The organism is Nostoc sp., from assembly GCF_036917515.1.
Lineage (GTDB): Bacteria > Cyanobacteriota > Cyanobacteriia > Cyanobacteriales > Nostocaceae > Nostoc.
This window is the reverse complement of sequence record NZ_JBALDE010000104.1, coordinates 39,114-51,130: the sequence shown is the minus strand read 5'-3', so window position 1 is coordinate 51,130 and position 12,017 is coordinate 39,114. Positions and strand designations below refer to the sequence as shown.

General features: G+C 40.4%; 15 protein-coding genes. 5 read left to right on the top strand and 10 right to left on the bottom strand.

Going from position 1 to position 12,017, the window contains the following annotated elements:
• Window positions 1–244 precede the first annotated feature (244 nt).
• Together V7K89_RS13350 and V7K89_RS13345 are read right to left on the bottom strand one after the other, a co-directional pair.
• Window positions 245–490: a hypothetical protein gene (locus tag V7K89_RS13350; protein WP_335187776.1), complete on the bottom strand. Its 246-nt coding sequence runs from the start codon at window positions 488–490 to the stop codon at window positions 245–247.
• Window positions 474–746 carry a BrnT family toxin gene (locus V7K89_RS13345; RefSeq protein ID WP_335187780.1) on the bottom strand — a complete coding sequence of 91 codons (273 nt, stop codon included), beginning with the start codon at window positions 744–746 and terminating at the stop codon, window positions 474–476. The genes V7K89_RS13350 and V7K89_RS13345 overlap by 17 nt, the downstream gene beginning before the upstream one ends.
• Before the next feature lie 225 nt (window positions 747–971).
• Here V7K89_RS13345 and V7K89_RS13340 point away from each other — a divergent pair, with 225 nt between their 5' ends.
• Window positions 972–1,256, top strand: coding sequence for a hypothetical protein (locus V7K89_RS13340; RefSeq protein WP_335187774.1), 285 nt, complete (start codon window positions 972–974; stop codon window positions 1,254–1,256).
• A gap of 82 nt (window positions 1,257–1,338) precedes the next feature.
• On the opposite strand, the gene V7K89_RS13335 is transcribed toward V7K89_RS13340, so the two are convergent.
• The 3 genes from V7K89_RS13335 to radA all read right to left on the bottom strand — a co-directional run bounded on the left by V7K89_RS13335 (window position 1,339) and on the right by radA (window position 4,335).
• Window positions 1,339–1,614 carry a hypothetical protein gene (locus V7K89_RS13335; RefSeq protein ID WP_335187772.1) on the bottom strand — a complete coding sequence of 92 codons (276 nt, stop codon included), beginning with the start codon at window positions 1,612–1,614 and terminating at the stop codon, window positions 1,339–1,341.
• 273 nt (window positions 1,615–1,887) lie between these two features.
• Window positions 1,888–2,616 carry a Uma2 family endonuclease gene (locus V7K89_RS13330; protein ID WP_335187770.1) on the bottom strand — a complete coding sequence of 243 codons (729 nt, stop codon included), beginning with the start codon at window positions 2,614–2,616 and terminating at the stop codon, window positions 1,888–1,890.
• 192 nt (window positions 2,617–2,808) lie between these two features.
• Entirely contained in the window at window positions 2,809–4,335 is a 1,527-nt protein-coding gene (gene radA / locus V7K89_RS13325) for a DNA repair protein RadA (RefSeq protein ID WP_335187768.1), read from the bottom strand.
• 170 nt (window positions 4,336–4,505) lie between these two features.
• Here radA and rpaB point away from each other — a divergent pair, with 170 nt between their 5' ends.
• On the top strand, window positions 4,506–5,234 hold the full coding sequence (rpaB, locus tag V7K89_RS13320) for a response regulator transcription factor RpaB (protein ID WP_335187766.1): 729 nt from the start codon (window positions 4,506–4,508) through the stop codon (window positions 5,232–5,234).
• Window positions 5,235–5,357: 123 nt separating this feature from the next.
• A complete protein-coding gene (locus tag V7K89_RS13315; protein ID WP_335187764.1) occupies window positions 5,358–6,017 on the top strand; it encodes a cofactor assembly of complex C subunit B in 660 nt (219 codons plus the stop codon).
• Window positions 6,018–6,577: 560 nt separating this feature from the next.
• Here the strand turns inward: V7K89_RS13315 and V7K89_RS13310 are convergent.
• A complete protein-coding gene (locus V7K89_RS13310; protein ID WP_335187762.1) occupies window positions 6,578–6,961 on the bottom strand; it encodes a hypothetical protein in 384 nt (127 codons plus the stop codon).
• 146 nt (window positions 6,962–7,107) lie between these two features.
• Complete coding sequence (locus tag V7K89_RS13305) at window positions 7,108–8,022, bottom strand: M48 family metallopeptidase (protein ID WP_335187760.1); 915 nt, start codon at window positions 8,020–8,022, stop codon at window positions 7,108–7,110.
• Between the two features lie 155 nt (window positions 8,023–8,177).
• On the opposite strand from V7K89_RS13305, the gene V7K89_RS13300 reads away from it, so the two are divergent.
• The gene (locus tag V7K89_RS13300) at window positions 8,178–8,696 is read left to right on the top strand and encodes a DUF456 domain-containing protein (RefSeq protein WP_335187758.1); all 519 of its coding nucleotides are present in this window, start codon (window positions 8,178–8,180) and stop codon (window positions 8,694–8,696) included.
• Window positions 8,697–9,240: 544 nt separating this feature from the next.
• On the top strand, window positions 9,241–9,855 hold the full coding sequence (locus V7K89_RS13295; RefSeq protein WP_335187756.1) for a PEP-CTERM sorting domain-containing protein: 615 nt from the start codon (window positions 9,241–9,243) through the stop codon (window positions 9,853–9,855).
• Window positions 9,856–10,016: 161 nt separating this feature from the next.
• Here the strand turns inward: V7K89_RS13295 and nblB are convergent, their stop codons facing one another.
• From nblB to mutT, 3 genes are all read right to left on the bottom strand, one after another.
• Entirely contained in the window at window positions 10,017–10,682 is a 666-nt protein-coding gene (nblB, locus tag V7K89_RS13290) for a phycobilisome degradation protein NblB (RefSeq protein ID WP_335187754.1), read from the bottom strand.
• Between the two features lie 66 nt (window positions 10,683–10,748).
• The gene (locus V7K89_RS13285) at window positions 10,749–11,213 is read right to left on the bottom strand and encodes a CBS domain-containing protein (protein WP_335187752.1); all 465 of its coding nucleotides are present in this window, start codon (window positions 11,211–11,213) and stop codon (window positions 10,749–10,751) included.
• Between the two features lie 213 nt (window positions 11,214–11,426).
• A complete protein-coding gene (gene mutT / locus V7K89_RS13280; protein WP_335187751.1) occupies window positions 11,427–11,843 on the bottom strand; it encodes an 8-oxo-dGTP diphosphatase MutT in 417 nt (138 codons plus the stop codon).
• Between the last annotated feature and the right edge of the window lie 174 nt (window positions 11,844–12,017).

The window sequence follows — 12,017 nt, the reverse complement described above, 5'->3', positions numbered from 1 at the left end:
ATAATGCTTCTAAACTAAACATAGGGCAGGTGCTGGATTTAACGCTATTTTCAGCTTACTACCTGCTCCTTTCCTTATCCCGAACTCAGGTTACAATAAGCAGTGTATTCAATCGTAATAAATTTATGGCGATCGCATTTTTAGATTAAATCGGGCGTAGGCGTAGCCCGTCGTAGACATCGTTTTTGCTCGACAATGTGATGAAGGTTGTTATGCGGTGTTTTGAAGCAGTTGAGATTAATAGCTATGCCTCTTTTGATGCAGCTACAGACTGTACACCTGCTTGGGATGATGTTTGTTGAATCAATCTTATTAATAGGCGCAGTCCTTCATTAACTGCCGCAGAATCTGGAAAAATTGCTGCTACATCGGGATCTAACTGAACAGTTAGGGTGGATCGTTTACGCCCTTGACCCCGCGCTATAACTGGGAGTTGAGTAAAGGCGTATTCAGGACGTAAGTCATCATCCATTTCAGAGGTCTGACTCATAAGCTTTGCGTTCCTTACGGGTAGCTGGACGGGCACTGATTAAGCGCGTGGTGCCTGCACGGTCAGTATAAGCGACAACTAGTAATCGCCCTTTGGCTGATTCTCCCATAATAATGAAACGTTGCTCTTGAAGGGAGTGTTCTGGATCGGCAAAGGTTAAAAACAGCAGCTCGTCAAAAACAGAAGTAGCTTCATCAAAAGAAACATTATGCTTGACAAGATTGCTTTTGGCTTTTGCTTCGTCCCAATCAAATATAGGAATCCGGTTTGATTCCTAAATTTACTTGCGTGGAGAAGGAACAGAGAACAGGGTACAGGGTACAGAAAAAAAGGGATAGATACGTACTGAGTCTTGTTCAAAAATCAAATAGGAATCCTATACCATGTTCCTAACTTGCAACTACTTCTTTTCCTAAGCCTAAACTTTAGGCGATTCTGATGCAGCCTACAATAAGCAGTATATTCTAATCGTAATAAAATTATGGCGATCGCACCTATTAAACCCTCATCCTGGCTAGAGAAAGGTATTCAACTTGAAAAAGTCAGTAATATTAATCTATTTAAAATTACAGATGAATTGTCAGATCGGATGCAAGAACTTGTTGATAAAAAAACAGTTGATTCTCAGACATTAGAAGAAGCGGCTGAACTCGAAGCAATTGGGGAGTTAGTAATAATTGTTACCTACATCAATGGGATGATTGCTAATGAAGCGCGAGAATCCAACGAGACAGAAAACAGGGACATGGGAATAGACAGAAATTAATCCAATAATCCTATCTGATTTGTGAAAATTTGCACTGTCCAGATTCCCGACTTTTTAAAAAAATCGGGGATCTAATTAGGGTTTATTGCATCAGAATTTGCCGGATTAAAATACTCATTACCTCATCTGGGCTGCCAGTTGGTACCAGTGGACTCCAATCCCCTACACTGGCGTAGCCAATTACCTGCAAATAGTGAATTGTACTGGTAACAGCTTTGGTTGAACCAATCAATATATGCTTAATCGGTTCTCTCTTGGGAAATGGCTGTTCAGTTGATTGTATGACAGTAGGTGTATCTAAATACTCACCTAAGAACTGTTCTAATTTTGACTGGGCGGAATCTTCTTCTTGTGCCATGATTGTATTTATCTCCTGATAAGGGGGCCAGATAAGGGCGATCGCATTCATCTTTTGCGGGATTGGGCGATCGCCTTTATCATGTTTTCATTTTAATGTATAAATTTATACTTGCCAACTATAAATCAAAAAATTTCTATCAATAATTCCGAAATTTTAATGTTAATAAATTAAGCCAAATTCGAGTTATTTAAAATTTTATTGCTATAAAAAAATGCTAGATTTAGCAAATTTTTAACTAAACCTAGCAATCCTAAATTATTTACAAAAAGTCTAATCTTCAGGTTCAATTCCTGCATCTCGCAATTGTGCTGCTAGTCGTTGGGCACGTTGGCGTTCTTGTTCAGTGCGTTGGCGTTCTTGTTCGGCTAATTCTGTACCCCAAGGTAGAAGGTTTCCTTGTTCGTCCAACCATCGTAACCACTTTCCTGGGCGATTTTCACGAGTACCTTGCCACACCCCAAGGTAAAGATTCATTTCTGCTATCCAGTAGCGTTGATTTTCATCAGGCTCTTGCAAAATGTATTGTTCGGTGTTGTCCAAGCGATACATCTCGAAACTGCCGCTATCTGGCTCAAAAATAATGTAGTTTGGCACTTTTAAGATGCGCTCGTAGAAAAACCATTTTCCTGGGGGATATGTTGCTTTGATAGAATATTCTGTTTCTTGTGTATCGGAAACAAATTCCATCACAATTACGGGAATGTCACCTTGTAATTGAGGTGTGTAACTGCGTATTACTTCTTCTCTACTAACATTAATTTTGGCAATGAAAGCCCAATCAGGAGCTTTAATGACCATTTTGTTGTTTAGAGTGGCACAAATGCCGTAATTAGTTGTTGTTAGGGCGTTAGCTAAAATTTTTCCGGCTAATTGTAGGCTTTCTGTAAGTGCAGCAGCTAATGCTGGTTGGTTGATGTTATCCACTGGATCATCTGGCAGCTTGTAATCATCGGGTAGTTTTTCCCAAGTGATTTGGTAGTCTTGGGTGAGGGCTGTCATGGTGGATTGTCCTTTGAGGTGGTGTTATCGCGGATTTTACGCTGGTGTTTGACTATTTTAGATCCCCCCAACTCCCCTGCCTGAAGAAGGGGGGCTATAATTACTAGACCTCTTGCATAAGTCGAATAGACCCCCCTTAATCCCACCCCACTTGCTACAACGAGGGGTGATTCAAGGATTTTTACAATAGGTCTACTCATCTTCATCGGGTTCTAAATCGTCGGCTGTCAATTCTTGATGCGGGATGGCGGCAATAATCGCATCTATTACTTTGGCAACGGGTAAAATCTCGATATCAAGATCGGGGAATTTTTGTCCTTTAGGGACGATCGCTCGTTTAAATCCCAATTTAGCTGCTTCTTTCAACCTTAGTTCCATTTGGGAAACCGATCGCACTTGTCCACCTAACCCAACTTCACCGATTAATACTGTGCCGGGATCAACAATGCGATCGCGAAAACTAGCTACAATTGCGATCGCAATTCCTAAATCTACCGCTGGTTCTTCCACATTCAACCCACCCGCCGAAGCAACGTAAGAATCTAACTTGGACATGGGAATTCCTACTCGTTTTTCTAAAACGGCAAGAATTTGCACTAAGCGGTTGTAATCTATACCAGTTGCTGCACGACGAGGGGATGGATAACTTGTGGGACTCACCAAAGCTTGCAATTCCACAACTATCGGGCGAGTACCTTCGCAAGCCACCACAATAGCCGTACCCGGAGCCGGATCATCACGGTTGCCTAAAAATAACTCTGAGGGATTGGCAACTTCTCGCAATCCATCTGTCACCATTTCAAAGATGCCGATTTCATGAGTTGCACCGAAGCGGTTTTTGACTGTGCGTAATAACCGATGCGAGGCAAAGCGATCGCCTTCAAAATACAACACTGTATCGACTAAATGTTCTAAAACTTTTGGCCCGGCGATCGCTCCTTCTTTGGTGACGTGTCCCACAATCAGCATGGTAATATCTTCGTGCTTCGCCACTTTCATCAGTGCTGCGGTGCATTCCCGTACCTGAGCTACCGAACCTGGTGCAGAAGTCAGCGCCGGAAAAAACACTGTTTGGATACTATCAATCACCGCTACATTTGGTTTGAGAGAGTCTATTTCCCGTAAAATTTCTTCTAAATCTGTTTCTGGCAGTACATATAAATCTGCACCGATACTGTCAGGGTTTATACGAAGTGTAGTATCTCCTACTACTGTTATCTGATCCTTGTTTACCACATTTAGGGTTTTTGATACTCCCAAACGGGAAGCTCGTAATTTTACCTGCTGTCCCGATTCTTCACCAGTTACATAAAGAATGCGGTATTTCTGTGCTAATTGATTAGATACTTGCAACAATAAGGTCGATTTACCAATACCTGGATCGCCACCAATCAGCACCATAGAACCAGGGACAACCCCACCTCCAAGCACTCTATCTAATTCTTCATAACCAGACTCCCAACGAGCAATTTGGCGATCGGTAATTTGATCGAATGTTAAAGAGGCTCGCGCTTTAGCTGGTTTACCGTGAGATTTGCCATTGCCTTGGGCTGATTGCCAACCACTTACTCCCCCTCGACTGGGCACATCTACTGAAGATTGAATAGAAATTTGTTCTTCTAGAGAATTATAAGTGCCGCAAGCTGGACACTTACCAAACCACTGGGGCGATTCTGCTCCACATTCGTTACAAATATAAAATGTTTTTGGCTTTGCCATTCTTAAATCTTATTAAATAATCTTAATATTTACTTAATTATTGAAAAAAACTAAAAACCAATAATAGTGGTATTTAGAGCTTTTTCCAAATCAATTCATGGAATGATATCTTAATATTATGGTATTAAAAATTAATCATGTAAATTTTTAGTTAAGGAGCGTAGAGAAACTTGGAAAGCCATAAAGAAAAAATCTTGGTGGTAGACGACGAAGCCAGCATTCGCCGGATTTTGGAAACACGCCTTTCCATGATTGGCTACGATGTAGTGACGGCTGGCGACGGGGAAGAAGCTTTGGATACTTTTCGCAAAGCAGAGCCTGACCTGGTAGTTTTAGATGTAATGATGCCAAAGCTAGACGGCTATGGTGTATGTCAAGAATTACGAAAAGAATCAGATGTCCCCATTATTATGCTAACAGCTTTGGGTGATGTAGCCGATCGCATCACTGGATTAGAATTAGGTGCTGATGACTACGTAGTTAAACCATTTTCCCCCAAGGAGTTAGAAGCCCGGATTCGCTCTGTGCTACGGCGAGTAGATAAAAACGGTGCTTCTGGAATTCCCAGTTCTGGGGTAATCCATGTCGCTAATATTAAAATCGATACAAATAAGCGACAAGTCTATAAAGGCGATGAGCGCATTCGATTGACGGGTATGGAGTTCAGCTTGTTAGAGTTGTTAGTCAGTCGCTCTGGAGAAGCTTTTTCTCGTTCGGAAATTTTGCAGGAAGTATGGGGTTATACACCAGAACGTCATGTGGATACCCGCGTAGTAGATGTGCATATATCACGTTTGCGGGCAAAATTAGAAGATGATCCTAGCAACCCAGAATTGATTCTCACTGCGCGGGGTACTGGTTATCTTTTCCAGCGGATTATTGAACCAGGGGAGGAGTGAGGATCAGGGAGCAGGGGAGCATACTTCTCTACGAGAGGCTGCGCCAACGACTACGCTCAGTAACCATGGGAGCAGGGGAGAATAATTAATAACCAATGCCCAATTCCCAATTCCCAATTTCTAATGACTAAACCTGATCCTAATCGAGTTTTGCGGCGTCTACCCATTGTCGTAGGTGGGCTAGGCGCTGTGCTTTTACTGATTAACCGTTTATTAACACCAGAATTAACCCAGTCTCAATCGCGTGGTGATGTCGTGGGCGTGATTTTGAGTGCAGTGTTAATTTTGACGGGTTTAATTTGGCAGCAAGTTCAGCCGCGATCGCCTGATACTGTAGAACTAATTGGAGAAGAAGGTTTTATACTTGCAGCAGATTTACCCGAAGCCGTGAAAACAGAGCTAGCCTGGGCATCTCATTTATTGTTGACCAATACAGTAACGCGATCGCTTGTGGTTTTTTATCAAGGTAAAGTTTTGTTGCGTCGCGGCATTCTGGGTACTAAATCTGAAGTTGTGCCAGGAGTAATCTTAAAACAGGTACTCGAAAAACAAAAACCGATTTATCTAGTTGCTCTAAAAATATATCCAGGTAGGTTTGAATTTGATTATTTACCAGAAAATACTCAAGGTGTAATTTGTCAACCTATTGGCAACCAAGGTGCATTAATTTTGGGAGCAAATGCTCCTCGAAGTTACACCAAACAAGATGAAAACTGGATTGCAGGAATTGCTGATAAATTAGCCGTTACTCTTGGCTCGAATTTATCCAAGCAAACAACTTAACCTAAATTTAGGTTTGTCATCTGTGAGAATAACTCTAATTTGTAATTACTACCTCAAATTGACTTGCTCGTATTTATAGGAAGCATCCCAATTTTGTAAAAATATACAAGACTAGTGCAAGAAAAAACTGCCCATCTTGCAGAACCAGGGCAGTTTTAAGCAGTGGGAGCGTGAGTTGTTTTGGGGAGATCCAACAAATAAAATAGTGGGACTTAGACAAAAAACACCCAGAAAATAGCCTCAAATCCATATACAGAAATACTTTGACATCGTTTTGCTTGGTTCCTTGATATATCTGGGTTTGGGCTATTTTTGAGCATTTGGTGTATTTCCTTTACTCTGCATAGGTTTGAGGCTTGTTTCTCCCTCAAAAATGTTTAAGTCCCGATAGCCCAGCCGTCGCTTTCACCTTGAGGACGAAAACGCCTAGATATCTCGATTGTGCCAAAAATATTATTGATACAGCTGAGCATTTTATTTTCTGGAAGTGCCTTGGGACAGGGAGTGTAAGAGTGCGATTGCTCCTATCAGATATCGTTAGGCTCCAAAGATGCTTAAAGCTAATATCGCCGTTGCACAAACACAATTAGGCACAACAATGTTAAGGCAAATAAAATCAAATGAACAAACTCATAGCCTAAATAAGGTAACCAACCTAGCATCCAGTCTAAGCCTAACTGGAACGAGTTTGCAAGAATTGTTAGAATTCCGACATATAGTAACAAGATAATGCCAATACTCGAAGGAATACTAAGTAAATTTCTTAGCACTAAAGCAGCTATTCCCAAAAAGCCAAGATAAGGAAATACAAATAAATATATCCAAAACCAGTAGCCTACTCTATCAGGGTTAGGAGGTGATAAAAACCAACTCAGATACAAAAAACCGTTAACTCCCATCCCACAAAAAATTAGTACGTAAAGCAGCTTTTTACCAATTATCATATTCTCTTACATGATTTGTTATGGTTAGAGGGTTATCACGCGTTGTAAGGCATTTTAAAGGCAATTGGTGAAATTGTAGTTAGTGGTATGGGGTAAGGTTATTTGTTTAGCCTTTATAAGTTAATTACGAATTACGAATTATTAACTCACCAAGAAGTCAAAAAATTCCAACCTTCCTTTTCTTCTAGTGTCTTTGCTTCTTTTTCTTCTAGTTCTTCCGCTGTCTTTAAATTTGTCTGTTGAATTAAATTATCATAAGCTCCTGAATCAACCCATTTTAATAATTCGCCAGCTCGCATAACTATCCAAGAAAGCCCAGGCTCTGTATAGCTTAATATTTTAGTGACTTTATCCACGCTATCAAAGTTATTGGATGCAAACTCACGGGCTTGGACGAGGAAATCTTCAATTACAGCAGCAGTCAAGTACTCATCTGGTAAACCCGCAAGTTTCATCAGTGTAGTAGTTGCTACGTCAATATCCTGACAAGCAAGCATTGCAGCCCGATCGGCAGTAAACCTAGCCATCATCCGCCAATTATACAAACCTAATTCCATTCCACCAGCTACTAAGCCACCGACTCCCAATGTGGTACTGCTTAACAAATTTTTCAACGTTGGCATAATAATTGCCATTTGGTGATAAATCATATGCTTACTCTTGATGCGAGCGATTTCGTGTCCGAAAACGTAAAGCAACTCATCTACACCAAGCCACTCCATTGCATCTAAATTGATACCGACAAGGGGTTTTTCTACGCCAACAATGTAGGTTTGAATGTGACCTGTGCCTCGAAATAGATACAATTCAGGAAGTGGAGCAACATCAAGAATTTGGCAGGTTTCTACAAATGTTTGATGTAATTCGGGAAAATTACGCGGCGAAATTCTGATTTCACTACCAAGGCTTTGCAGTCTAAGTAGGCGATCAATACCATATTCGTTAATTTTTTTGAGTAGTAGGGAGACACCGGGCATATTTTGCAAAGAAGCCAAGGCTTTGCGATCAAAGGGGTGCTCGTAGGCTTCAGAACTTAGTCCAGTTAATATTTTTCTCGTCATGGGTTTTGAACTTTTAAATAGCAGTTTAGAAGAATTAGGCAAACTTGCACCACAGTGTACTAGGCATTTTTCGCTATCTTACCCAGATAGAATAAACAGTAGGGGCGCGCAGATGTGCGTTCCGATGAGAAAATTTGGAAGTTTACAATTGATCTATGCAAATTATTTATTGGCTATTAGTTGCTGTAATGGTTGTGGGTATTATTGGTGCTGTAGTTCCAGCCATTCCCGGTAGCAGCTTAATTTTAATTGCAATTATCGTTTGGGGAATCGTCAGTAGTTCTTTTGCAGCTATCAAGATTCCACTAATTGTAACAATTATAGTTTTACTGCTCAGTGTCGGAGTAGATTTTTTAGCTAGCTATGTAGGAGCAAAACAAGCTGGAGCTAGCAAATGGGGGCAAATTGGCGCAATTGTTGGTTTGGTGGTAGGATTTTTGGGATTATTGCCAACTTTACCTTTTGGAGGCCCACTGTTAGGAATTTTACTAGGCCCGCTTTTGGGAGCAATTATTGGTGAGTACGTTTACCGACGTGAATTTGGGTTGGCGATTAAAGCAGGTATAGGAATTGTAGTCGGCTCTTTAGTGGGAAATTTGATTCAAGGGTTGTTAGCGATCGCCGCAGTTATAGTTTTTGTTGTGACAACCTGGCCACAGGTATATGGCTCTTAGCATTTTAAAAATCTGACAGATTTGAGAACAGAGGTAATAGCTAGCAACTAGCTGTTTGTTACAAACATTCAAAAAGACTATCTATAGTAAACAAATACAGCGGTTCCTCCCATTCATTCTATGAGAGGAACCATTTCACTAAATATCGGTAACTATAAAGATTATAGATACACTGCATACTCCATTTATCTAAAATATGGTTAAACAATTATGAGTATAAAATTTTACTTCTATAACTGTTACGTAAATAGGTTTTTTTAAAGTCAGAGATATTGCCAATAATTTGAACTCCAGAGAGTAAGAGATATACGAAGCGCAGATATGTAAGAAATTAAAATTTTATGAAGACGATTCATTAGTTGAAGATGTGATGAAGACCACTCAGTAAATATTGCAGGTTCTAAATCTATGTGATTTCATGGAGATAAGAAATACATCACGTAAGTTTCGCTTTCACTGACAGTATTTTAAATAGATTGCTGATAGTAAAGGTTAAGCAATCAATTTCTCTGTTCCAAGTTATTATTAACACTCTCAAACGATCATGATTAATTTAAAATCTAAATTAGTAAACACTACTCTGGCTGCTACTTTTGCAATCCCCTTGGCTACTGCTGGGATGTTTACCTCAGCTGGGTCTGCTCAAGCATACACTGGTGGCTTTACATTTGATGGTTCTGGCACTACAGCCAACATCACCAAAACTGGTATAACCTTCAATCCTGCACCAGGATCAATTACTTTAGGGAACAAAGATGGAGATTTTCTTAACGATACAAATGGGACTATTTACAGCTTCTTAAATGCCAATTTACCTTCTAAATTTATAGATGTTGGTGCTAAAGATGGCGTTAAGCTACTTAGTATAACTAATCTTTTTACACCAACTTTTAAATCAATCCTCGGAGGAACAGATATCAGCTTTGATTTCTATGGATTGTTTGACGATGGAAGTAAGGCAATAGGAAACATTGATTTCACTGCTTTAAAAATTAATGCAACACAAGCAGAGAATGCATACAATAAAAATGGAATATTGAAGGCAAGCTTTAAAGGTGTGGCAGTATCATCTGTTCCCGAACCAGCTGCATTACTGGGCTTGGGTGCAGTAGGTGCAGTAATGGCTATGTCTCGTCGCCGTAAGAGTTTCGCTCAATAGATTTATCCTCAAATATAAACAAGTTACTTTTAGTAACTAAAAGTAACTCTAATTTATCTATTCGATCTGGCTGGAATGCAAAAATTTCTCAACTAGGTCGATTTTTTATATTGCCAGACAAATCTATTATTAAAGGTGAATTTTCTTAACCTAAAATAGATTTAAACTGACTGCAAAGAATTTTTGGCTTCGCTTGCGATCGCATCTACTTCATCATTAGCCAGAGTTTCTAATATAGATTTGGCTTCTGGATTACTCAAACGAGCCAAAGCTTGTACAAGTCTATAACGAATTTGCCAATCTGGATTGGTAGCATAGGGAGCCAAGAGAGAAACAGCTTGTACATCTCCCAAGTCACCCAAAGAACTAATAGCAGCAGTTTGGACTAATTCGTTTTCTGATGAAAGTGCCTCTTTAAGTAGTTCAAAGGCTCGCGGATCGCCCAACTCTCCCAACGTAGCAATAATACTGAATTGTATTAGCCATTCACTGGTTGTATGATAAAGCTGCTGTAAATCTTCAAAAGCTTCGCTTAACTTTAAAGCACCCAAACAGTCTGCTGCTGCTGCTTGTACATCTACTTCGGAGTCATTAAGTAAGCGATCGCGCAAGATATCCAAAGATAACTGTAAATCTTGTGTTCCGAGTGTATCCATTTGACTTACCGCCGTGTAACGGACACGGGAATTGCTATCGCCAATCGCACTTTGAATTAATTCAAAGCCGATCGCAGGTTCCAGTTCGCGGATTTGATTTACAGCACGTAAGCGATCGCCCAAATCCTCAGAACTGAGCAATTGCTTAACAGACTCCGGAGTAATACTCATTTAGTTATCCTTGATTCTCAAATGTATAAAAAAGACAGACGCCATTAATCGCGTCTCTATATTTGACTAATCTTGACTAGCAGCCATTGCCCGAATAATATCACCACGAGTGAGAATACCAATTACTCGATCTGTGCTATCAATTATTGGCAAGCGGTGAACGCTGCGATCGTGCATGATTGTAGCTGCTTCTTTTAAAGTTTTATCAGGGGAAATAGTGATCGGGTTTTTACTCATCACCTCCCCGACTGTTTGCCCTAGAGCCTTGTGCAAATCACGTTCATATGTAGCAGGATTTTTTAAATAGATGACACTATCAAGAAACATAATGTACGCAGGTGGGGTAACACCAGTTTCTTGCCACATCAAATCGGTTTCCGAGATAATGCCCACCAATTTACCGAGATCGTCCACAACAGGTAGTCCGCTGATATGGCGTTCTGCGAGAATTTGGATAGCTTCATTGAGTAGAGTTTCCTCTCGGACAACAATAGGATCGCGGCTCATCACATCGGCAACGGTTTTAGGCATTTATTTGCTGACACCTTAAATCAAAGTCCCTCCGCCTATTGTAGAAAATTGCGGGACTTAACCTGATGCAATTAATAGATTGTTACGGGATTAGTCATTGGAAATTGGGCATTGGGTATTGATTATTCTCCTCTGCTCCCCCGATTACTGAGCATAGTCGTTGGCGCAGCCTCTCGTAGAGAAGTATGCTCCCCTGCTCCCTCTGCTTGTTTCCTAGTTCCCAGTCCCTTTTAATGCAGCAATAATTTGAGTATTTGCTTTAGGAAAAGTAAACTGCTCTAGTTCTCCCAAAGTTACCCAGCGAATTTCATCGGATTCCAACGGTTGAGGGACACCTGTAAGATGGCGGCAGTGATGTACTGTGAGGGTAACGCGCAAGTTTGTATAGCTGTAGTCAATAGTAATCAGATGCTCTCCCACTTCAATTACTATTCCCAGTTCTTCGGAAATTTCCCGTTGAATACACTCTTGGATGGTTTCACCAGGCTCTATTTTACCACCAGGAAATTCCCACAAACCACCCATCGCTCCTTCTGGACGACGGCGGTCAATTAAAATTTGCTTTTGGTTATTCCAAATAACTGCAACACCAATGATTTTATGGGGCGGTAAAGAACTGGTTTCACTCATATTTCAATGGGGAGTACGAGGTAGGGGAAAAATTCCTGAATTTTGACTCTTGAATGTTGACTAATAATAAAACTCGGCAGAATAGTTGTAACTCTGCCGAGTTGAGATTTATTGCAAAGGTCTTCTACCGCTATTACTTTATCCACAAATGTGTATTAATCATTTAGCAATACA